General features: G+C 65.9%; 20 protein-coding genes and 1 pseudogene. 8 read left to right on the top strand and 13 right to left on the bottom strand.

All coding sequences use genetic code 11. The features are described from left to right. Positions 1 to 25: 25 nt before the first annotated feature. The 4 genes from HV753_RS29860 to HV753_RS29875 form a co-directional block, all read right to left on the bottom strand. Positions 26 to 1,177 carry a CaiB/BaiF CoA transferase family protein gene (locus tag HV753_RS29860; RefSeq protein ID WP_175178184.1) on the bottom strand — a complete coding sequence of 384 codons (1,152 nt, stop codon included), beginning with the start codon at positions 1,175 to 1,177 and terminating at the stop codon, positions 26 to 28. Then, positions 1,174 to 1,968: an enoyl-CoA hydratase gene (locus HV753_RS29865; RefSeq protein ID WP_175178185.1), complete on the bottom strand. Its 795-nt coding sequence runs from the start codon at positions 1,966 to 1,968 to the stop codon at positions 1,174 to 1,176. The genes HV753_RS29860 and HV753_RS29865 overlap by 4 nt, the downstream gene beginning before the upstream one ends. A gap of 116 nt (positions 1,969 to 2,084) precedes the next feature. Next, positions 2,085 to 2,975 (bottom strand): SDR family oxidoreductase, encoded by an 891-nt coding sequence (locus HV753_RS29870; RefSeq protein WP_175178186.1) that lies wholly within the window; start codon positions 2,973 to 2,975, stop codon positions 2,085 to 2,087. Positions 2,976 to 3,010: 35 nt separating this feature from the next. Continuing rightward, a complete protein-coding gene (locus HV753_RS29875) occupies positions 3,011 to 3,754 on the bottom strand; it encodes an SDR family oxidoreductase (protein WP_175178187.1) in 744 nt (247 codons plus the stop codon). A 114-nt stretch (positions 3,755 to 3,868) separates the two neighbouring features. On the opposite strand from HV753_RS29875, the gene HV753_RS29880 reads away from it, so the two are divergent. Next, positions 3,869 to 4,780 (top strand): LysR family transcriptional regulator, encoded by a 912-nt coding sequence (locus HV753_RS29880; protein ID WP_175178188.1) that lies wholly within the window; start codon positions 3,869 to 3,871, stop codon positions 4,778 to 4,780. On the opposite strand, the gene HV753_RS29885 is transcribed toward HV753_RS29880, so the two are convergent. Both HV753_RS29885 and HV753_RS29890 read right to left on the bottom strand, forming a co-directional pair. Next, entirely contained in the window at positions 4,759 to 6,153 is a 1,395-nt protein-coding gene (locus tag HV753_RS29885; protein ID WP_175178189.1) for a GntP family permease, read from the bottom strand. The genes HV753_RS29880 and HV753_RS29885 overlap by 22 nt on opposite strands. Positions 6,154 to 6,237: 84 nt before the next feature. Further along, positions 6,238 to 7,047, bottom strand: coding sequence for an aminoglycoside phosphotransferase family protein (locus tag HV753_RS29890; RefSeq protein WP_175178190.1), 810 nt, complete (start codon positions 7,045 to 7,047; stop codon positions 6,238 to 6,240). Between the two features lie 75 nt (positions 7,048 to 7,122). Here HV753_RS29890 and HV753_RS29895 point away from each other — a divergent pair, with 75 nt between their 5' ends. Continuing rightward, positions 7,123 to 7,857, top strand: coding sequence for a class I SAM-dependent methyltransferase (locus HV753_RS29895; RefSeq protein ID WP_175178191.1), 735 nt, complete (start codon positions 7,123 to 7,125; stop codon positions 7,855 to 7,857). Between the two features lie 24 nt (positions 7,858 to 7,881). On the opposite strand, the gene HV753_RS29900 is transcribed toward HV753_RS29895, so the two are convergent. Then, complete coding sequence (locus HV753_RS29900; protein WP_175178192.1) at positions 7,882 to 8,319, bottom strand: NUDIX hydrolase; 438 nt, start codon at positions 8,317 to 8,319, stop codon at positions 7,882 to 7,884. A 143-nt stretch (positions 8,320 to 8,462) separates the two neighbouring features. Here HV753_RS29900 and HV753_RS29905 point away from each other — a divergent pair, with 143 nt between their 5' ends. From HV753_RS29905 to HV753_RS29920, 4 genes are all read left to right on the top strand, one after another. Beyond that, positions 8,463 to 9,338, top strand: coding sequence for a LysR family transcriptional regulator (locus HV753_RS29905; protein WP_175178193.1), 876 nt, complete (start codon positions 8,463 to 8,465; stop codon positions 9,336 to 9,338). A 143-nt stretch (positions 9,339 to 9,481) separates the two neighbouring features. Next, complete coding sequence (locus HV753_RS29910) at positions 9,482 to 10,267, top strand: aldolase (RefSeq protein ID WP_175178194.1); 786 nt, start codon at positions 9,482 to 9,484, stop codon at positions 10,265 to 10,267. Positions 10,268 to 10,310: 43 nt separating this feature from the next. Continuing rightward, the gene (locus tag HV753_RS29915) at positions 10,311 to 11,639 is read left to right on the top strand and encodes an MFS transporter (RefSeq protein ID WP_175178206.1); all 1,329 of its coding nucleotides are present in this window, start codon (positions 10,311 to 10,313) and stop codon (positions 11,637 to 11,639) included. A gap of 7 nt (positions 11,640 to 11,646) precedes the next feature. Further along, positions 11,647 to 12,252: a 2-hydroxychromene-2-carboxylate isomerase gene (locus tag HV753_RS29920; RefSeq protein WP_175178195.1), complete on the top strand. Its 606-nt coding sequence runs from the start codon at positions 11,647 to 11,649 to the stop codon at positions 12,250 to 12,252. Here the strand turns inward: HV753_RS29920 and HV753_RS29925 are convergent. The 6 genes from HV753_RS29925 to HV753_RS29950 all read right to left on the bottom strand — a co-directional run bounded on the left by HV753_RS29925 (position 12,174) and on the right by HV753_RS29950 (position 20,458). Then, on the bottom strand, positions 12,174 to 13,973 hold the full coding sequence (locus tag HV753_RS29925; RefSeq protein WP_175178196.1) for an HAL/PAL/TAL family ammonia-lyase: 1,800 nt from the start codon (positions 13,971 to 13,973) through the stop codon (positions 12,174 to 12,176). The two genes, HV753_RS29920 and HV753_RS29925, sit on opposite strands and share 79 nt — an antisense overlap. Before the next feature lie 77 nt (positions 13,974 to 14,050). Continuing rightward, the gene (locus HV753_RS29930; RefSeq protein ID WP_175178197.1) at positions 14,051 to 15,166 is read right to left on the bottom strand and encodes an MBL fold metallo-hydrolase; all 1,116 of its coding nucleotides are present in this window, start codon (positions 15,164 to 15,166) and stop codon (positions 14,051 to 14,053) included. Next, the gene (locus tag HV753_RS29935) at positions 15,159 to 16,499 is read right to left on the bottom strand and encodes an MFS transporter (protein WP_175178198.1); all 1,341 of its coding nucleotides are present in this window, start codon (positions 16,497 to 16,499) and stop codon (positions 15,159 to 15,161) included. The genes HV753_RS29930 and HV753_RS29935 overlap by 8 nt, the downstream gene beginning before the upstream one ends. A gap of 90 nt (positions 16,500 to 16,589) precedes the next feature. Beyond that, positions 16,590 to 18,245, bottom strand: a complete 1,656-nt coding sequence (locus tag HV753_RS29940) for a thiourocanate hydratase (protein WP_175178199.1) — start codon at positions 18,243 to 18,245, stop codon at positions 16,590 to 16,592. Between the two features lie 10 nt (positions 18,246 to 18,255). Beyond that, a complete protein-coding gene (locus HV753_RS29945; protein WP_175178200.1) occupies positions 18,256 to 19,347 on the bottom strand; it encodes a thiohydantoin desulfurase in 1,092 nt (363 codons plus the stop codon). A 220-nt stretch (positions 19,348 to 19,567) separates the two neighbouring features. Continuing rightward, positions 19,568 to 20,458, bottom strand: a complete 891-nt coding sequence (locus tag HV753_RS29950; protein WP_175178201.1) for a LysR family transcriptional regulator — start codon at positions 20,456 to 20,458, stop codon at positions 19,568 to 19,570. Positions 20,459 to 20,557: 99 nt separating this feature from the next. Here HV753_RS29950 and HV753_RS29955 point away from each other — a divergent pair, with 99 nt between their 5' ends. Continuing rightward, positions 20,558 to 21,913, top strand: a complete 1,356-nt coding sequence (locus tag HV753_RS29955) for a dihydroorotase (RefSeq protein ID WP_175178202.1) — start codon at positions 20,558 to 20,560, stop codon at positions 21,911 to 21,913. Between the two features lie 5 nt (positions 21,914 to 21,918). Next, positions 21,919 to 22,341 (top strand): annotated as a pseudogene (locus HV753_RS29960) (Zn-dependent hydrolase); the annotation flags it as partial.

The raw sequence follows: 22,341 nt of genomic DNA on the forward strand, positions 1-22,341 counted from the left end.
CAGGGCGCTGTCGCCCGGAATGGGCTTAGCGGCCGGGGTCCAGCATATCGCGATCTGCATTCTGGCGCGGCGCCAAGCGCCGGATGGATCCAGGCGTGCGCGAGAACCTTACGGGGATGGCGGTGGCCGTCAAGGTGCCTTCGGTCGGATGCGATACCTGCTGGAAGAACCCCGTCGCCAGAAGATGGGGGTCGTCGAACAGCGCTTCCGGCGTGTTCACCCGCGAATGCGGAATGTCGGCATCGGCCAGCAGCGCCAGCCAGTCGTCGGTGCCGCGCAGCGCCACGATGTCGGCCAGGTGCTGATAAAGGGTGTCGAAATTGCCGGCGCGCGTCTGCGGCGTCAGGTAGCGCGGGTCAGCGGCCAGATCCGCGCGCCCGGCCAGGCTGAAGAACCGCTGCCACTGCGAATCGGTGTACGGCAGCAGCGCGATATAGCCGTCCAACGTGCGGTAGGGCTTGCGTTCGGGCGACAACACGCGCCGGTAGCCCATGTCGCCGCGCGGCGGCTCGAAGCTGCGGCCGCCCAGGTGTTCGATCAGCGTGAAGGACACCAGCGTTTCAAACATGGGCACTTCGATGGCCTGGCCTTGGCCGGACTTCTCGCGTTCGTACAGCGCCATGGGGATGGCATAGGCCAGCGTCAGGCCCGATACCTTGTCGGCCATGATGGTGTTGATGTAGGCCGGAGCGCCGGTATTGCGGCCTTGCAGGTCGGCCAGCCCGCTCATGGCCTGGATGATGTCGTCGAATGCGGGCTTGGCGGCATACGGGCCATCCTGACCGAACCCCACTGCGGAACAGTAGATCAGGCGCGGGTTGCGCGCGCACAGCGTGGCTGCGTCCAGGCCGGCCCGGGTCAGTGCGCGGGGGCGTACGTTCGAGATGAACACGTCGGCGCTGTCCACCAGCTCAAGCAGGCGTTTGTGGTCGTCCGGATCCTTGGCGTTGAGCGTGACGCTGTACTTGTTGCGGTTCAGGTTCAGGTACACCGCGCCCATGCCCGGCGATGCGGCGGGCGCGGACGCCCGGAACACGTCGCCTTCGGGGGCTTCCACCTTGATGATCTCGGCGCCCATGTCGCCCAGGATCTGTGTGGCATACGGCCCCATGCCCACGGACGTCATGTCGACCACACGCACGCCCGCGAGCGGCCCGCTTGTCGTCGACGGATTCATCGTCCTTCCTGCTTGTGCTTGCGGTTCAGGAAAGGCGCCATGTATTGGCGCGGCTCTTCGGTGGTGAAGGCCTCGCCGAAGGCGTCCACGCTGCGATCCAGGCCTGCTTCCACGGTCGAGGTTTCCCAGTAGCGCAACAGCGCCTTCTGCGATACGACGGCTCGCGGACCACTATCGGCGATGGGGCCGACCGTGCGTTCGACCAGGGCGTCCAGGTCACCCGTTTCGCAGATGAATTGCAGATAGCCCCAACGCAGCGCTTGCTCGGCGTCCACGGTTTCGCCAGTCAGCAGCAACCAGTTGGTGGCGCCCGGGCCGATCAGCGCCGGCAGCAGCACGGCATGGATGACCGAGGGGATGCCAACACGGACTTCCGGCATGCCAAAGACGCCATCGCGCGAACCCAGGCGGATGTCGCAGGCTGCGGCCAGTTCCATGCCCGCGCCCAGGCAAAAGCCGGGAATGCGGGCAATCGTGGGGAAGGGGACATTGCGGACGGCTTCGCACAGATTGCGCAGGTTCGTGATGAATGCGCGGCCACCGGCCGGATCGAGCTCGGCCATTTCATAGATGTTGGCGCCGCCAATGAAGGCGCGCTCGCCCGTGCCGCGAATGACCAGCGCGCGTGCGTCGGATTGCGTGGCAATCCATTGCACGGCGCGGATCAGGCCCAGCGTCACGGGGGTAGCCAGAATGTTCAGGCTCTTGGCGTCGTGAATGGTCAGTGTGTAGACGCCGCGATCGTCGCGCTGGATCAGGCTGTGCGGAAATTCAGGAAAAGGGGCGTTCATGGGTCGCAGTCTCCAGATCGTTATGGTCTGCGCCCATCCTAGAGATCGCCGCTGATCACGGCAAACAAGAAATTTTCATGGAATAAGTCGGATTTGGAATAAATGGGACCGCATGATTACCGGAACGCCGGGCGCAGCAGGTCTGCAATCCCGATGCGCTCGGCGAAGGCGATGCGCACTTCCTCGGCCAGCGCCAACACTTGCTCGGCGCCGTCTCCCACGAAATCGATCACCGACCTGGCGGGCCGGCTTCCTGCGGGCAGGCCCACAATGCGCGCGACCTCGTCGGCGACGGCTTGGGGCGTGGCCGTGTCCGGCGTCAACGCACTGAGCCGTTCGCCGACGCGGTCCATCACGCCGTCATACCGCGAATAGGCGGCCACGCGCGCCGCATCGCTGGGCCTGCCGGCGCTGGGGAAGTGTTCCGTGCCGTGCGTGAATGCGCCGGGCACCACGATGGACGTCTCGATCCCGAAGCGCGTCAGCTCATAAGACAGACTGACCGCCAGCGAATCCATCGCCGCCTTGGCCGCGCCATACGGTCCCATGAAAGGCGGAAATCCGCCCTTGGTGGTGGTGCTGCTGATCCACAGCATCAGGCCGGACTGCTGGTGGCGCATTTGCGGCAGGGCCGCGCGATTCACCCGCTGCGCGCCGTAGAAGTTGGTGTCGAACGCCTTCTGCATGTCTTCGGCGGTAAAGGCTTCGGTGGGGCCGATCACCAGGTGTCCGGCGTTCTGCATCACGACGTCCAGCCGGCCTTGCTCCTGGATGACGGACGCCACGGCCGCGTCGGCGGAATCCTGCGAGAGCACGTCCAATTCAAGCGGCCGGAGGTCTGCGCGGCGCTCGCCCGCCCAGACGCGCATGGCCTGGGCGCGCGCGGCGTTGCGGCCATTCACGTCGCGCATCGTTGCGTAGACGGTATGGCCCTCCAGGGCCAGGGTTTCAGCGGATAGTTTGCCGATGCCGCTGCCGGCGCCGGTGATCAGAATGACGGAAGACATGATGAAAGGCTCCGGGACATCAAGGTAAAGGGGGATTAGGCGACGCCGCCGTTGGCGCGCAGGATCTGGCCGTTGATCCAGCCGCTGTCGGAACCGGCCAGGAACGAGACCACGCCCGCGATGTCGTCGGGCTGGCCCAAGCGCTCCAGCGGCGGCATCTTGGCGAAATGCTCGATCAGTTCGGGGCTCTTGCCCTTCAGGAACAGTTCGGTGGCGACCGGGCCCGGAGCCACGGCGTTGACCGTGATCTGGCGGCCGCGCAGTTCCTTCGAGAACACGTGCGTCAGGCTTTCCACCGCCGCCTTGCTGGCGATGTAGACCGCATAGCCCGGCAGGTTCAACGCAACCGTGGTGCTCGATACGTTGATGATGCTGCCGCCGTCGGCCAATCGCGCAGCGGATTCGCGCAGCGTATTGAACGTGCCCCGCGTGTTGATATCGAACGTCTGGTCGTACACGTCGTCGCTGGTGTCGGCCAGCGGTTGCACCTTCAGGACGCCAGCGCTGTTGACCAGCACGTCAATGCGGCCCAGCGCGGATTCCACTTGGTCGAACAGGGCGCGCACGTCCGCAGCCTTGGACACATCGGCGCGCACGGCCGTGGCGCGGCCGCCTGCCTGGCGGATTTCGTCAGCCAGCGCATCGGCTTCCGCAGCGCTGCTGGCGTAGTTGATGCCGACGGCGAATCCGTCACGCGCCAGGCGGCGCACGATGGCGGCGCCGATGCCGCGCGATCCGCCGGTGACCAGGGCAACACGTTGCTGAGATGGGGTGTTCATGAGGTTTCTCCAGGTGGGGGTTGGTGAAACGAATCATGAACTATTCCAAACCTAAGATAATTACCCTATATTCACTAACATAATTCCATTTACATTAATAATTGGCTGATCCTCATGGACCGCTTTCAGGAAATGCAGGTGTTTGTGCGTATCGCCGAGCGGCGCAGCTTTTCGCAGGCGTCGGAAGATCTACAGATACCGCGCGCGACGGTCACCAACCTGATCAAGCGCATGGAAAAGCGGCTGGGCGCGCGCTTGCTGGAGCGCACCACGCGGCAGGTGCGGCTGACGCACGATGGCGAAGCCTATTACCAGCGTTGCGTGCGCTTGCTGGCGGATCTGGAAGAGGCCGACGGCGCTTTCCTGAACACGGCGCCCAAAGGGCTGTTGCGGGTCAACGCCCAGGGCACGCTGGCCAAGTACTTCGTGATGCCCGGCCTGCCGGGATTTCTGGAGCGCTATCCCGACATCAACCTGCATCTGGGCGAAGACGACCGTCTGGTGGATATGGTGCGCGAAGGCGTGGACTGCGTCCTGCGCGCGGGCGCGCTGCAAGACTCATCGCTGGTCGGCCGGCAGATTGCGCTGATGCCGCAGGTGACGGTAGCCAGCCCCGCCTATCTGGCGCGCTTTGGCGAACCTGCCAGCCTGGAAGATCTGGCGGGCCATCGGGCGGTGGACTACATCTCCAGCGCCACGGGGCGCGGCGTGCCGTTGGATTTCATGATGGATGGGCGCAACGTGCTGGTCCGCCCGGGGGCGGCGGTAAGCGTCACGGGGGCCGAGCTATACACCAGCGCGGCGTTGGCGGGCCTGGGGCTGGTGCAGGTGCCGCGCTACCGGGTGGAACGCGAACTGGCGGCCGGCCATCTCAGGATCGTGTTGCCCAGGATGCCGCCCGCGCCCATGCCGGTGTCGGTGCTGTATCCGCAGAACCGGCAGGTATCGGCGCGGGTACGTGTGTTCACGCTATGGCTGGCCGACGTCTTCGCCAACGCCTTCGATCAGACGATGCCCGTCAGGTAGTACACGGTGATCACGACGAACACGGACAGCGTAGATATCAGCGTGATGGCGAAGATGTCGCCGTAGGACTGGCGGTGCGTCAGCCCGGTGACGGCCAATAGCGTAATGACCGCGCCGTTGTGCGGCAGCGTGTCCATGCCGCCGCTGGCCATGGCGGCGATGCGGTGCAGCACGTCCATGGGGATGCCTGCCGCGTGCGCGCCGTCGATGAAGGTCTGCGCCATCGCGGCCAGCGCGATGCTCATGCCGCCCGATGCGGATCCGGTGATGCCGGCCAGCGAGGTCACGGCGATGGCTTCGCCCACCAGCGGGTCGGGAATTGCCTTGAGCGCTTCGGCCACCAGCAGAAAGCCCGGCAACGCGGCGATGACGCCGCCGAAGCCGTATTCCGCCGCCGTATTCATCGACGCCAGCAGCGCGCCCGACACGGCGCTCTTGCTGCCTTCGGCGAAATGCGCCTTGATGCCACGGAACGAAAACAGCAGGATGGTGAAGATGCCCGCGATCAAGGCGCCCATCACCGCCCACAACGCCACCTGATCGGCGGCATTGACGGGCATGGGTTTGGACAGCCCGGGCAAATCCACTTCAGCGCCAGCTGGATACCAGCCGGGGATCCAGCGCGTCAGCAGGAAGTTGACCACGCCCACCACTACCAGCGGCAGCAGCGCGATCAGCGGATGGTGCTCGCGGTCGCTGGGGGGCGTCGTGGGTTCGTTGCGCAGTTCGGTGCCATAGGTCTCGCCAGCGGCGGCCGCGCGCTTGCGCCGCCATTCCAGATAAGCGATGCCTGCCGTGAGCGTGAACCCCGCGCCGATCAGGCCCAGCCAGGGCGCCGCCCACGTAGTGGTCTCGAAGAAGGTGGTGGGGATGATGTTCTGGATCTGCGGCGTGCCGGGCAGCGCCGTCATGGTGAACGTGAACGCGCCCAGCGCGATGGCGCCTGGCATCAGCCGCTTTGGAATGCCGCCCTGGCGGAACATTTCGGCGGCAAACGGGTACACAGCAAACACCACCACGAAGAGCGACACGCCGCCGTAGGTCAGCACGGCGCACACCAGCACGATGGCCATGATGGCGCGTTCGGCGCCGATCATGCGCAGCACCGCTTGCACGATCGCGCGTGAAAAGCCCGACAGTTCGATCAGCTTGCCGAACACGGCGCCCAGCAGGAACACGGGGAAATAGAGCTTGGCGAAACCGGCCATGCGCTCCATGAAGATGCCAGAAAACACAGGGGCCAGCGCGGAAGGATCCGTCAGCAGCACCGCGCCCATGGCGGCGATGGGTGCACACAGGATCACGCTATAGCCTCGATACGCCGCCAGCATCAGGAACGCCAGCGCCGCCACCACGATGAACAATCCGGTCATTCGATACTCCTGGAATGAAGAGATAAGGGGTGAAGGGGCTACACCTTACCCTATCAATCCGGAGCCTTCGTGACGTCGGGCGGCTTAGGCGTCCAGCAGCCCTTGCGCCTGGCGTGCAATGTTCAGATCGATGGCGGCATCGTCGCCGTCGCCCATGAACCAGGCGGCCGATAGCCCGCACCATGCCACGATCCATTGCAGCAGGCGGCGTCGGTCCAGGCCGGACTCGGCCACGATGAGGTCCAGTCGCCGTTCAAAACAGCCGGGCGCGATGGCCACCGGCGGCACGGGGTCTGCCAGGTCGGGGTTGCAGAAGATGTTGGCGTAGTCGAAGGCGCGCTCGCCATGAAGGCGCTTGGGGTCGATGACCAGCCAGCCGCGCGCGCCGAAATCCAGCACGTTGTCGTGGTGCACGTCGCCGTGCAGCACCGCGAGGTCACGGGGATCGTCCAGCAATGCGCGGGCATGGCGGGCGCTATGCGCCAGGATGCCGCCTTGCGCCCGGGCCATGGGCCACAGTTCCACAAACCATTCTTCCAGGCTGCGTAGCGCAGGCAGCGGCTTGCCGCGCGGCGCGTGCAGGGCTTTCAGCACGTCGCAAAGGATGCGGGTGGCGTCGTCATCGCGCCCCGTGCGCGCGTAGGCGGCCAGCGAGCGCGTGCCGGTGGCGCGTTCCAGCAGGATGGCGGTGTCGTCGTGGGCCAGCACCCGGGCCGCGCCTTGGCCGTCCCACCAGGTCATCAGCACGCCGCCTTGCCGTTCATCTTCTTCGACCGACACCTTCAGCATGGCCGGCACGCCGTCCTGCGTGACGGGCAGCAATTGCGCGGCGGCGGTCACGATGGTCGCGCCGTCGGGCACGAGGTTCCAACGGGCAAGGTAGGCGTCGAACATGGGCGGGGGTGCAAGGGGTTGGCAGGGCTGTATATAGTAGGGCCTGCATGGGTTGGCTGGATCGAAGGAGCAGGGATGAGTGAGCAGAAACCGGACCAGGCGCATTGGACCGCCGTCGCCGATCAGTGGATCGCCTGGGCAGGCACGCCGGGGCACGACGCCTTCTGGGCATACCGGGCGGGTCTTGTGGCCTATCTGGGCGCAGGGCGCGGCCGCGCGCTTGAGATCGGTTGCGGAGAAGGCCGCGTCAGCCGGGAAGCCCGCGCCTTGGGCTATCACGTTACGGCCACCGATGCCGTGGCGGCCATGGTGCAGGCGGCTCGCGCCGCGGATTCCGCCGACCGGTACGACGTGGCGCCCGCGCATTCGCTGCCCTACGCGGATGGCGAGTTCGATCTGGTGATTGCCTACAACGTGTTGATGGACGTGGATGACGTGCCGGCTGCGCTGCGCGAAGCGCGCCGGGTGCTCAAGCCGGGTGGCACGCTGTTCATCTCCATCGTGCATCCCTTCCGGGACCGTGGCCGCTTCGCGGGGCCCGAGGTCGACGCGCCGTTCGTGGTGGACGGCACGTATTTCGGGCGCGAGCATTTCGACGGCCAGGAAACCCGCGATGGCCTGAGCATGCATTTCGCGGGCTGGTCGCTGCCCTTGCAGGACTATATGGCGGCGCTGGAAGCGGCGGGGCTGGCGATTGTGTCATTGCGCGAACCGCAGCCGGATACGGCATCGACGGCGCAACTGCGGCAATGGTCGAGGATGCCGATGTTCCTGTGGATCAAGGCCAGGGCGATTCCACCCGCCGTTTGAGCGAACGGGGCGCGCATCCATTCATCAGGCGGCCGCCATCAGCGCCGCCGCCTTGCGCGCCAGCCTGGCCACACCGAAGCTCGTGGCAAGCTCATGTCCTTCCAGATCCGCCAACGGTATCCACCGGGCGTCGCGCGCGTCGTCGCCTGCGACCGGTTCTCCGGACTGCCAGCGGCAGAGCACGGCGATCAGGATGAAATGCCGGCGCAAGGCGCCGGCCTCGTCGCGGTCGAAGACGTCAACCGCGTCGAACACATACAGCGGTTCGGCGACGACGCCGGTTTCTTCCCGCAGTTCACGCACCGTGGCGGCTTCAATCGATTCGCCCGCGTCGATCTTGCCGCCGGGAAAGGCCCAGCAATTCTCGTCGGGCGGGTTGGCGCGGCGCACAAGCAGCACGTGGCCGTCGCGGACCACGGCGGCGATCGTGGCGGGTATGGGGCGGGCGATGGGGGCGGTCATGCGGAATTCCGGCGTGGGGATAGCCTGCAAGGGTACGCTTCCTGGCACTACGCGCAAATCCCCGTGGTGCTGCCCGGCATCCTTGGGCACACTGTAGCCGCGCCGAAACGAGCGCGTCAGATCAGAAATCAAGGGGCAGCACCATGGACACGCCAGACCGGCAGCTACGTTATTTCGTGCGGATCGCGGAACTGAAGTCGCTGTCGCGCGCTGCCGAAGACCTGGACCAGACGCAATCCGGCCTGAGCCGGCAACTGGCCGCGTTGGAAGCCCACGTTGGCAAGCCCTTGTTCACCCGCACGGGCCGGGGCGTGGAATTGACCGAGGCGGGCAGCCGCCTGCTCGACGGCATCCAGCCCGCGTACCAGAGCATCGACCGCGTCGTCGATACCGTGCGCCAGCGCGAGGGCGTGACCCACGGCACGGTGCGCCTGGCCACCGTGCATACGCTCAGCTACTACTTCATGGCCGAGGTCGTGGCCAGTTTCGTCAGCAGCCATGAACATGTGAACTTGTCCGTGATGGGGCGCAGTTCGCCCGATGTGGTGGCGCTGGTGGAAAGCGGCAAGGCCGATGTGGGTTTCGTCTATGACGCGGCGGTGGCCACGGACAATGTGGCATCCACCCCGTTGTTCGATGACGAGATGTGCCTGATCGTGCGCCACGACGTGCCGCTGGCCGACGCGGTGGATCTGGGCGGCATGCCGCTGCGGCTGGTCGGCTTTCCGCCCCATTACGCCTTGCGCAAGATGATCCACAGCGCGGGCCTGCAACCTGAATTCATGGCCGAGGCCGAAACCATCGACGCCATGCTCAAGCTGGTGTCCTCGGGCGTGGGCGCCTGTATCTTGCCGTCGCGCATTCCCGAAAAGCTGTTGACCGACTACGGCTTGCGCAAAGTCGGCATCCGCAGCCCGGTGCTGCGCCGGCGGGTGGTGGCGATCACGCCGGGGCAGCGCCAGCCCTTGCCGCTGGTGGCCGAGCTTCTGGCCTGCGCGCACCGCATCGCCTCGGCTTAGGGGCGGTTTTAGGGGCGGCCGCAGCCCGCCGAATAGCAGCTATGAGCCTGGCTGCATGGCTAGATTGCGCGGCGGTTTCCATACTGTCCAGACCGTGCGCGGTGTCCGTTGACGCCGCAAGCACAGGACATCAAGGGGAAACCATGAAGACCGCATTGCGAGAGAAGTCCTATTTCGACACCCGCGCCACGCAGGAAATGGCACGCCATTTGCAGGCCGTGCCCCGCAGCATCCAGGAAACCATGGCCTATGCCTGCCGCATTCTGGCCATGACGGAGCAGGAAGCCGGCTTGGCAGGGCAGATCAGCGTGCGCTCGGAACGCCCGGGTGCGTACTGGACCCTGCGCTTCGGCCTGGGCTTTGACGAGGCGACGCCCGCGGACTTCATCGAAGTCGACCGCGATCTGCACACGCTGACCGGCGACGGCATGCCCAACCCCGCCACGCGCTTCCACCTGTGGGTATATGAGGCGCGGCCGGACGTGCAATCCATCATCCACACGCATTCGCCGTGGGCGTCGGCGCTGGCCGCAGCACGTCAGCCGCTGGTGATCTCGCAGATGGACATGACTCCGCTGCATGACGACTGTGCTTTCCTGGGGGAATGGCCCGGCGTGCCGATCGCGGATCAGGAAGGCGTGATCATCTCCGAGGCGCTGGGGCGCAAGCGCGCCATCATCCTGGCGCACCACGGCTATCTGACGGCGGGCGGCTCCTGCGAGGAAGCGACGTACCTGTCCGTCTATCTGGAGCGTGCCGCGCGCATGCAGATACGCGCCCAGGCGTTCGGGCCGTTGACGCCGGTGGATGATGCGCTGGCGCGCGAGGCGCACGACTACCTGCTCAAGCCTTCGATCGTGGGCGCGACGTTCAACTACTGGGCCCGCCAGACGCACGGCATCGCGCCGTTGCCGCGGCCCCAAGCCTGAACCCGCCCGAATCCGATCACGACCTTTCATAAGGGGAGTCATGATGATGACGACCAAGCCTGCGGCTGCGCGCTCGCGCCGCGATTATGTGACCGCTGGCCTAGCCAGCATGATGGGCACCACCATCGAGTGGTACGACTTCTTTCTGTACGGCACCGCCGCTGCGTTGATCTTCAACAAGATCTTCTTTCCCGCCTTTGACCCGTTGACCGGCACGCTGGCGGCCTTTGCCACGTATTCGGTCGGGTTCTTCGCACGGCCGCTGGGCGGTGTGATCTTCGGCCACTACGGTGACAAGATCGGCCGCAAGTCCATGCTGCTGATCACCTTGCTGCTGATGGGCGTGCCCACCATCCTGATCGGGCTGATTCCCTCGTATGAGCAGATTGGCTATTGGGGCGCCGTGCTGCTGGTGCTGATGCGTTTCCTGCAAGGCATCGCGGTGGGCGGCGAATGGGGCGGCGCGGTGTTGATGGCGGTGGAACATGCGCCCGAAGGCAAGAAGGGCTTTTTCGGCAGCCTGCCGCAAGCCGGCGTGGCGCCCGGGTTGATCCTGTCGTCGCTGGCGATGGGCGCGGTGGCCGCGATGCCCGAGCAGGACATGCTGGCCTGGGGCTGGCGTCTTCCGTTCCTGGCCAGCGTCGTGCTGCTGCTGGTGGGATGGTTCATCCGGGTCAAGGTGGCCGAGTCGCCAGATTTCGAGCAGATGCGGGAGAAGGGCGCCAAGGTCGAGGTGCCGGTGGCCGAAGTGCTGAAGCACCATCGCCGTGCGCTGCTGGTGGTGGTGGGCGCGCGCCTGGCTGAAGTGACGTGGTTCTACACGGTCGTGACGTTTTCGCTGGCTTACGCCACGGGCACGCTGGGCATCCCGCGATCCGTCATGCTGGACGCCACGATCTGGGGGGCGGCGCTGGCCTTGTTCACGATGCCGCTGTTCGGCGTGCTGGGTGACAAGATCGGCCATAAATGGGTGTTCATGGCGGGTACCGTGGGCATCCTGATCTGCGCGCCGATCTTTTTCAACTTGCTGGGTTCGGGCGACAAAACCTGGATCATCGTGGCGGTTTGCCTGGCGGTGGGGCTCGTATACGCTTGCCTGTATGGGCCCGAGGGCACTTTGTTTTCCAGCCAGTTCCCGGCGCATGTGCGGTACACCGGCATTTCCCTGGCGGTGCAGGTGTCTGGCGCCATCGGCGGCGGGCTGGCGCCCATCGTGGCGACGTGGCTGCTGGCCAAGGGCGGCGGTGATCCCAAGTACGTGGTCTGGTATCTGAGCGCGTTGGGCGTCGTGGCGTTGTTCAGCGCCTGGCGCATGCAGGGCGAGGCCGCCGCGCATCCCGCGCTGCGCGTGCCCGCGGCGGCAAGAACCTGAGGGCGGCATGAAGACGATCGACTATTACTTCTGGTTGAATTCCGACTGGGCTTATCTGGGCGCCGATAGACTTGAAGCACTGGCCGCCCGGCAGCAAGCGACGATCCGCTACCTGCCTGTGGACCTGCCCAATGTCTACTCGCGCACCGGCGGCGTGCTGCTTGGGCAGCGTTCACCCGAACGCCAGGCTTACCGCGTGGCGGAGCTTGCGCGCTGGTGCCGCAAGCTGGGCATCCACGTGAACCCCCGGCCCGCGTTCATGTGCCCGGATGCGGGACTCGCGTCGCGCATCGTCATCGCGGCGGATCGCGCCGGCATGCCGGTATTGGCGCTGTACAAGGCGATCCTGAAGGCGGAGTGGTGCGACGACCTGGACGTCTCCGATCCGGCCGTCTTGCGCGGCATTCTGGATCAGCTGGGGCTGGACGCCACGGGCCTGCTGGCCGCGGCGGACGCGCCGGACATTGAAGCCGCGTATCGCCGCAATACGGACGATGCGGTCAAGGCCGGCGTGTTCGGGTCGCCGTCCTATGTCTACCGGGGTGAAGTGTTCTGGGGCCAGGACCGGCTGGACATGCTGGAGGAAGCCATCGCGGCGTCCCCGGACGGGTAGGCGGCAGGGGCCAGGAACGCCGTGGCGCGGACAATGTCCACATCGTTGCGGCGGTCCTCGGCCATGAAGGGGACCTGCTTGCGGAAGTCGCGCCACAGCGCCGCCGTGCCCGCGCCCAGTGCAAGACCGGGCCGTTGGGCTTGCCGCAGGTCCACGGCTTGGGCGGCGTGCATCAATTCCACCGCCAGCAGGGTCGTCAGACGGTCGATCTGAGCGGCCATCCGGCGGGCTGTCGCCGGCGCATTGGTGCCGACGTCTTCGATGTTGCCGGCTTGGGGCTGCACATCCGTCACGACGGGCAGCGACAACGTGCGTACATCCATCGCCAACGACGACACGGTTTTCTGGATCGGGCCGTAGCCGATCGCGCCGTTGCCGGGACTCAGGAAGCGCGGCAGTCCGGTGAACGCCGGGTCGGTCAGGCGCAGCGTGCGCTGGGCCGACAATTGCGCCATCTGGGACAAGGCGACGCTCATGCTTTGCAGCGGCAGCACCCAGGCGCTGGGATCGAAGCCGGCTGATGGCAGGACCGCGCCGCGCACCGGGCCGCCGGTCACGTAGAACTGGACCTCGTAGGGCTGGGCGTCCGGCGCAGGCTGCGCATCCAGCGCGACGGTGGGGTTGTCGTCGGAACTGTTGATCTGAACCTGTAGCTGGCGTTGCAACAGGCCCAGCATGTCGCGTGCCGCGCCGTGCGCCTGGCTGACGGTGCGAAAACTCAGCGGGTCTTGCAGCGCGCGTTTGGGATCTGATTGCCACAAGCCACTGCCGCGCAGCATCGTCAGCAGGTGTTCGGCGGTGTGGCGTTGACCGTCAAAGGGCCGCTGCGCCTGGGTAGCCGCCAGCAAGGGCGCCAGATTGCCGTCCAGTCCTTCCAGCGACAAGGCGGCTACCGTGTCAGCCTGATCCAGCAGCCGGGCTGCGTCCAGCGCCGCCAGCGACGCGATGGCAGCGCCATAGGCGTTGGAACTGACGATGGCCAGCGCATCCTTGCCGAATGGGCGCACCGGTTTCAGGCCCGCCTGTTCAAGGGCTTCCGCGGCAGGCATGCGGCGGCCACCGTAATAGACCTCGCCTTCGCCCATGATTGCCAGTCCCACCTGCGCCAGTACGGTGATGTCGGCCTGGCCCACGGATCCTTCACCGAACATCACCGGCGTGATGCCGCGATTCAGGAACTCGGCATACTGGCGCAACACTGCCACCTGCAAGCCCGATCCGCCGAACAGCGCGGAATTCAACCGGATCACCATGGCGGCCCGCGTCACGTCCTGGGGGGCTTCGGAGCCATAGGCGGCGCTGTGCGAACGCAGCAGGTTCTGGTTGAACTGTTCTGACACCTTGCGTACGTCGGGCGAGATATCGCCGCCCTTGAACAAGGTCTGGTCCTTGTTCAGTCCCACGCCACGGTTCAGCCCGTACACCGGCCGGTCCAGCTTGGCGTAGGCCAGCAGCAGATCGTAGGCGCGCTGGGCGCGTGTCGTGGCGTCATCGGCCAGCACCACGCCGCAGCCTTGCCGCGCCACCGCGCCGACCTGTTCCAGGGTGAGCGAGCGGCCGTCCAGCGTGATTGGCTGGCAGGCCGCCGACGCGCCGGCGGGATGCCAGAGCGCCAGCAGCAGGGGAGCCAGAACGGCCGCCCGGCGCCAGGCCGGGGCAAAGGCGGACACGCGAGTAGGGCGCGGACGGGCAAGCATGCGCGGCGCATGAAGCATGGGCATTGCGGCTCCTGACGAAACAAGATGGGACGGGACGACGGCGGAACGAACGAGATACGACTGCGACGACACCGCGCGGGCTAGCGTGGCGCCGGCGCTCCCAGCGGCAGGCGCATCAGGTCCTGCCCCAGCACGACGGGGCCATGGAAGGTCTGGCGTGCCTGTAGCCAGTGTTCGGCGGGGGCGTCGCCCGGCACCAGGTGCGACAGCACCAGGGTCTTGACGCCCGCGCGGGTGGCCACTTCGCCCACTTCATGCGGCGTGGTGTGGGCTTCCAGCAATTGTTTGGCCAGCGCCTGCTGCCGGGCATCCCAAGGCTTGGGGCCGACGATATGGTCTACCCAGGCCGGGTCGATGGCCTCGTGCACCAGGATGTCCGCGCCGCGCGCCAGCTTGATCAGGTTGTCACTGACCGCCGTGTCGCCTGAAAACACGACTGACCCGGCCGCCGTGTCGAAGCGGTAGGCGAAGTTGGGATACACCAGGCCGTGCGGCACCAGGATGGCGCTGACCTTGACGCGGGCGTCTTGCCACACGGTGAACGGCTCCATGGGCGGCGCGGGCTGGGTGTTGGGATCCTTGACGATGCTGGCGGGCACCGCGATATCGTGCGCCTGGAAGAATTGCCGGATGTCCGGCACGCCTTCGCTGCGCACGCGGATATTCAAGTCCGCCGCCATGCCTGCGATGATCGATTCCACCAGATCGTGCGTGCCCGGCGACGGGTTCTCCGCATGGATCACCACGTCGTCCTTCATGCCCGGGGCCAACGGGGGCAGGGGGCCACGCGGGCCGGGGCCGAATATCTGCATGGACGCCTTCGCGCGGCGCCGGGCGCTGGGGTCGTAGGCCAGCAGATTGGCCAGATCGATGATGTGGTCGGTATGCAGGTGCGTCAGGAACACCGCCTGCTCGGTGCCGGGCTTGATGCCCGCGCGGCGAAGCTGCCGGTAGGCGCCGGAACCCAGGTCGACGATGTAGGCCTGCCCGTCGATCACCAGCGCCGACGAGATCCCGTGGGGGGAATCCTCGCCGTACCAGGTCGGGCCGCCCGCGACGCCCAACAGCACGAGTTCCGCAGGGGGCGGCGCCTCGGCCGCCGTGGCCGCTGCCACGCCGCCCAGACTGGCCGCGACCAGCGCGGCGGTGGCCATCCGATGCAGGCAGCCTGCCCATGCCTTGCGCGCCTTAACCATGACGACCCTGCGGCAGCACGGTCAGCGCCACCAACGCCACCACGCAGGCGCCCATGACATACAGCGCGGGTGCAAACGCCACGCCCGTGCTGTAGGTGATCCAGGTCAGGATGGCCGGCGCGAAACCGCCCAGCACCGTCACCGCCGTGTTGTACGACAGGGACATGCCCGATGAGCGCACGGAAGTGGGAAAGACCTCGGACAGCGCGGCCGGGGCAACGCCGACATACATGGCCACCATCAGGCAGAACAGCGACTGCACGACGATCAGCGTGCTCTGCGTGTGCGAGGCCTTCAGCCACATCATCAGCGGGTACACGGCGATCAGCAGGATCAGCGCGGCGGCGCGCAGCACGTTGCGGCGGCCATAGCGGTCGGACAGGGTGCCGGAAAAGACGCAGCCACCGATCAGGAACAGATTGCCCACCAAGGCTGCCACGAAGGCCTGCGAGCTGCTGAATCCCAGGCTCTTCTGCACATAGATCGGCATGAAGATGATCAGCGCGTACGGCCCCACCGCCCATAGCACCGACATGCACAGACCGGTCAGCAGTTCCTTCGGATAGTCGCGCACCACGGCCAGCAGCGGCGTCTTGACGTGGTCGTTCTGTCGCGCCTGCCGTGCTTGTTCCTCGCGGAAGTGCGGCGTTTCGTCCAGTGCCCGGCGCATCCACAAGCCAACGGGGGCGATGGCCAGGCCGATGATGAACGGAATGCGCCAGCCCCATTCGCCCACCTGCTGTTCGGTCAGGAAGGTGGTGACCAGGGTTGCCACCAGCGCGCCCAGCAGGTTCGAGATGCCCATGCTGGCCTGAAGCCACGAAGCGTATTGGCCGCGCTTGCCTTCGGGGGCATGTTCGACCAGGAAGGCGGTTGCGCCACCGACTTCACCGCCGGCCGAGAAACCTTGCAGCACACGGCCGCAGACGATCAGCAGCGGTGCGCCCACGCCGATGGCGGCATAAGGCGGCGCGGCCGCGATCAGCAGCGTGCCCACGGCCATCAGCATGATGGTCAGCGTCAGCGCCGCCTTGCGGCCGGCGCGATCGCCATAGGAGCCCAGCACCAGCGCGCCCAACGGCCGCACCACGAATCCCAGGCCGAAGGCCAGGAAGGAGGCCATCAACTGCACGGTCGGATCTTCGTTGTGAAAGAAGTTCTGCCCGATGTACACGGCAAAAAGGGCATAGACCGTGAAGTCATACCATTCCAGCGCGTTGCCTGCCGATGCCGCGATGACGGCCTTGCGGCCAGTGCGCTCTTGCGCGGTGGCCGGGGAAGCGGGGTGGCCTGGCAAGGCCCCGATTCCTGGATTGATGGTGACGTCTTTCATTGTTTTCCCCATTTGAGCGTTTGCGCTTGGTCCGCGCTATCTAGTACTGCTGTCCAACTTTCCATGGCATCGATCGCATTGCCCGTGGCGTCATTGGCCGCTTGCGGCGGTATCGATGCGGGCGATGCCCTTTTTCCGTACTTCGTCCAAGGCGTCCTCGTAGCCCGCGTCCGCGTAGCGCAGCACGCCGCTGGCGGTGTCGTTGGTCATGGACAGGCGCAGGCGCTGTTCGGCGGCCTCGGTGCCGTCCGCCACCACGGTCACGCCCGCGCTGGTCATGTAGCCGCTGTAGCCGCCGCCGCCCGAATGGATGGCCACCAGGTCAGCGCTGGACGAACAGTTGATCATCGCGTTCAGCAGGGGCCAGTCGGCGATGGCGTCGGAGCCGTCGCGCATGTTCTCGGTCATGATGTTTGGGTGGGCCATGGCGCCTGCATCCAGGTGGTCCCGCGTGAAGGCGACCGGCGCGCTCAGCACGCCCGCGCCCACCATGCGGTTGACCTCAAGCGCCAGCTCGGTGCGTTCGCCATGCCCCAGCCACGCGATGCGCGCGGGCAGGCCTTCAAATGGCACTTCCTTGCGTGCCAGCCGGATCCAGTTGGAGACGATGGCGTTGTCGGGAAAGCGTTGCAGCAGGAAGTCGTCGATCTTGCGGATATCGTCGGGATCGTTGGACAGCGCGATCCAGCGGAAGGGGCCAATGGCGCGCGCGAACAGCGGCCGCAGGAAGGCTTCGGTGAATACGGGGATTTCAAACGCGCGCTCCACGCCGCCTTGCTTGGCGTGCGTGCGGATCAGGTTGCCATTGTCGAAGACGACCGCGCCCTGGTCCTTGAATCCCAGCATGGCGGTGACGTGGCGCACGATCGACGCGCGGCTGGCGTTCATCAACCCGGGGATGTCGGTGCGGCGCAGTTCCGCCACCTCTTCAAGCGTGTGGCCGGCGGGGATGTAGCCGTAGACCAGATCGTGGGCGGAGGTCTGGTCGGTCACGATGTCGGGCACGATGCCGCGGGCCAGGATTTCGGGATAGATGTCGGCCGCGTTGCCCAGCAGCCCCACCGAAATCGGCTCGCGGCGCGCTTGCGCTTGCCGGATCAAGGCCAGGGCCTCGTCCAGCGACTCCGCGCGGCATTCCAGGAAGCCCGCCTTGATGCGCTTTTCGATGCGCTCGGGGTTGATTTCCACGGTCAGGATGGCGGCATTGGCCATGCGGCCCGCCAAGGGCTGCGCGCCGCCCATGCCGCCCATGCCCGCCGTCAGGATGAAGCGGCCCCGCAGGTCATTGTCGAAATGGCGTTCGGCAATGCGCGAGAAGATCTCGTAGGTGCCCTGGATCACGCCTTGCGAACCAATGTATTGCCAGTCGCCGGCCGTCAGGCCGCCCCAACAGATCAGGTTGTCGCGTTCCAGTTGGTAGAAATTCTCGGCATGCGCCCATTGGCCGATCATGTTGCAGTTGGCCATGATGACGATGGGCGCCATCGGATGCGTGCGCAGCACGCCGATCGGCTTGCCCGACTGCACGATCAAGGTCTGGTCTTCTTCCAGGTTCAGCAGCGCCTTGACGATCGCGTCGTGCGACGGCCAATCACGCGCGGCGCGGCCCAGGGCGGCGTAGACCACCAGGTTGGCCGGGTCCTCGCCTACCGCCAGCACGTTTTCCAACAGGCGCAGCAGCGCTTCCTGACGCCAGCCTTTGCAGCGCAGCACGTTGCCGCCGGGGATATTGAATTCTCGTTTCACGCCAGTGTCCTCAGGGTGCCAATGCGTAGTCGGTGAAGTTCATGCCCAATGCCTTTTCCACGATGGGGTAGACAGACGGGTCCGTCACGCTGGAGGACAGGGGGATGAGCTGCTTGCGCACGTGCAGGATGCTGACTTGCAGGCCGTCGCGCAGCTGGCCGGCGCTGACGGGGTTGCCTTCGGCGTCCAGGGTGGTGATCACATCCGGATAGCAGGCGATGCGTTCGCCTTGGCCATCGGTCACGGCCATGTGTTCGTTCATGACGTGGATCACGCGCTTGCCCGCGCCTTCGCCGATCTCGATGGTGCCGATATCAAAGGCTTCTTCGGTGTACTTGAGCGTGTTGCGAACGACCTTGCCAGCGCCAATGATCTCGCCTTGGGTGGCCTTGCAGATGGCGTCGATCACCGCGCTGCCGCCACGCGGTTGCGCGGCCAGAATGGCTTCGCCCAGCGCCAACGCGCGGCTGATGCCGCCCAGCGCCGCGTGGCGGCGCACATACGAGGCGCGGATCGGGTTGCGGCAGCTGGCGATGAAGCCGCCCGCCATGTCCGCAGCCTTGCGCAGCACGGGCGACACCCGTCCGGTCGCGCCATGAACGGTCAATTCCATATAGGCGTTGTTGGCGCGGTTGCCGCCAACGGCGCACTGAATCATCGGCTCGGGGCTGCCGGCCAGGCCCAGCGAGCCCATGTCGCCGGTAGGATGGGCGCGGATGTCGCCCACGGCGTCGACGACCTTGGTGCCCAATACCGCGGAAGGCAGCCAACCGTTCAGCGTGCTGGACATGCCGTTTTGCCCGATGATCAGGCCGTAGACCCGTTCGCCCAGGGCTTCTTGCAAACGCTGCGCGGCACGGACGTAGTCGATGCCAAGCATTTGCCAGTCGGTCAGGCCGCCCGGAGCGCCAATAGCGGCTGCGGTGGCAATCCAGGCGTCATCGGGCACTTCGTCCATCGATACCAATTCCGGCCGCCCGATCGTGACGGCCAGGGAGCCCAGTTCGCGTCCGTGCTCAGCCCAGCCGCCACCGCCGCAAGCAAATACCGAGCCCCCGCGCACTGCCGCTTCGACATCGCGCATTGTCAAAATTCTACCCATGATGTCCTTCTCCCCGAATGCCGTTCAATGGTTTCCCGCACGTTTTTGCGGGATAGACGGGGGCATCATAGGAACCAATTTTGATAATGTCGTATTACCTTTTATGCCTGCTGCATAACATGATGTTAATGGTGGGGCGCGGCTCATAGTGGAGCTCATCCACGCTGGGATGGGGGGCTAAGGGATATCCCCAGGGCATGCCTGCGATCACGGCCGGGGGTTAGGGGTGCTGGTCCAGAGTGTGGAGCACGTCGATGAACGCCTGCGCCAGCCGCGACAGGGGCTGAAGTTGCAGGTGGAACACATTGACCGGCGCGTTGACCGTTCCGACGATGGGCACGGTCACGACATCCGACCAGATCGGGCCGGCCACGGTGATCTCGTCCACCAGGGCCACGCCCGCGCCGGCCTGAACCAGGGCGCAGGCTACGTGGGCCTGCTGAACCTCGATGCGCGGTTCGGGCTGCGCGTCGCCGCCGCCGAACAGCTTGTTGATCAGCATGCCAAACGGGATGTCGGCGCTATAGCCGATCAGGGGTTCGTCGATCAGGTCTTTCACCGTCACCTGCTTGCGGCCGGCCAGCGGGTGGCCTTTGGGCAGCACGGCCACGATGCGGTTGGCGTACAGGGGTTGCCACGCCAGGCTGGGATGGTCCACCGGCATGTAGGCCACGCCCAGTTCCACCTGCTGCGTCAACAGCGATTGCAGCATCACCGATGGGATCAGGGTTTGCAGCACGATGCGCACTTCGGGGAACTGCCGCCGGAATTGCGCGATGGCGCGCGGCAGCAGGGACTGGCCCAGGCTGGGGCTACAGGACAGACGCAACTGACCTTCGCGGTTCTCCGCCAGGTTGTCGGCCACTTCATTCACGCGCTGCACGTTCTGGTAGAGCGCCGTGACCTCGACGAACAGCCGGCGGGCCTCGGGCGTGGGGTACAGCCGGCCCTTGATGCGCTGGAACAGCATCAGCCCCAGGCGCTGTTCGGTATAGGCGATCAGCCGGCTGACGGCGGGTTGGGACACGAACAGCAGCTTGGACGCACCGCTGATGGAACCGCTAAGCATGATGGCCCGAAAGACCTCGATCTGCCGCAGATTGAGTTTCATATGCATAACCTGATGTTAATTCTCACGCACATATAAGCATAAGACGTTTTGCCTTGCCCGTTACTACACTTCCTGCATTCAACATGGATGGAAGCGGTCATGAGCGAATTCGATTTGGTGGTGCGCGGCAATATCGTGGACCCGGACGGGGTGGCGATGGACGGTTGGCTGGCGGTGCGTGACGGCCGCATCGCCCAACGCGGCACAGGCGCCGCGCCCACCGCCCGCGACAGCGTGGATGCACGCGGCATGTGGATCGTGCCGGGCGTGGTTGACGGCCAGGTGCATTCGGGCAGTCAGTTGAATCAGGAAGGTCTGGGCTGGGCGTCGCGTGCGGCGGCGGCCGGCGGCGTCACCGTGATGGTCGACATGCCTTATGACGATCCCGAACCCGTGGCCTCGCGCCCGCAACTGGACGCCAAGATCGCGGAGGTCGAGCGCGACTGCCATGTGGACGTGGCGCTGTTTGGCACGCTGAACACCCAGCACGGGCTGGAGGCCGCGGCCGGACTGATCGAAGGCGGTGTTTGCGCCTTCAAGTTCTCGACGTTTGAAGCCACGCCAGGCCGGTTTCCGCGGATCGAGGAAGACGACCTGTATGAAGCGTTTCGCCTGATTGCGCCGTCCGGGCTGGTCTGCGGCGTGCACAACCAGATGCAGGAGATGACGCGCAAGAACATCGCGCGTCTGATCGAGGCCGACGACACCGGCTGGGACGCCTTCATGCGGGCCCATACGCCGCTGATCGAAAACCTGGCCACCGCATTGATCTATGAGATTGGCGCGGAGACGGGCGCACGGGCGCACGCCGTGCATGTGTCCACATCGCGCGGCTTCGACATTTGCAATATGTACCGGCGCAACGGGCATCGCGCCAGCATCGAGACCTGCGTGCAGTACCTGATGCTGAACCACGAAGAACACACCCGCCGCTTCGGCGCCAAGACCAAGCACTATCCGCCGATCCGTCCCAAGGCCGAAGTGGACCTGCTGTGGACGCACATCGCCAATGATGAATGCACGTTCGTGTCGTCGGACCACGTCAGCTGGGGCCTGGAGCGCAAGCAGAACCCCAATGTCTTCAAGAATTCATCCGGCGGCCCTGGCCTGGAAACGCTGCTGCCGGCGTTCTGGACGGGTTGCGAGGAACACGGGATATCGCCGTCGATGGTGGTGCGGCAACTCAGCCGCAACCCGGCCCAGCACTTCCTGCTGGACGACCGCAAAGGCACGCTCGATGTGGGCAAGGACGCCGATATCGTGATTCTCAAGCCGGAGCGTTACGCCTTCGATCCTGCCGGCAGCCTGTCGGCTGTGCATTGGAGTTCGTTTGAAGGGCGCGAGTTCACCGTGCGCGTGGCCGGCACGTGGTGCCGTGGCCGCCAGGTCTATGACGGCCAGCGCATCGTCAACCAGAAGGGCGACGGCCGCTTCCTGCGTCCGCGCCAGGCATGAGGGCGATGATGACTACCGTGCATGCTGCGCCGCAGTTTCCTCCCCTTGACGCCGAACGCCTCTGGGCCCGCGTCGAAACCCTGTCGCGCTTCACCTTGCCCGACTTGCCCTGGACGCGCCGCGCCTTCTCGCCGCTGTTCAACGACGCGCGCGCCTGGCTGCGCAGCGAGTTTGAAGCCGCCGGCCTGGCCACGCGGCTGGACGCCGGTGGCAACCTGATCGGTACCCGCGCCGGGCGCAACCCCGCCCGCAAGCCCATCGCCACCGGCTCGCATTGCGACACCGTCATGGCTGGCGGCCGCTTCGACGGCATCATCGGCGTGCTGGCTGGCATCGAAGTCGCTCGCACCATGCAGGAACACGGCATCGAACTGGAGCACCCGTTTGAAGTCATCGACTTCCTGTCCGAAGAACCCAGCGACTACGGT

This window comes from Achromobacter pestifer (assembly GCF_902859625.1).
GTDB lineage: Bacteria > Pseudomonadota > Gammaproteobacteria > Burkholderiales > Burkholderiaceae_B > Achromobacter > Achromobacter pestifer.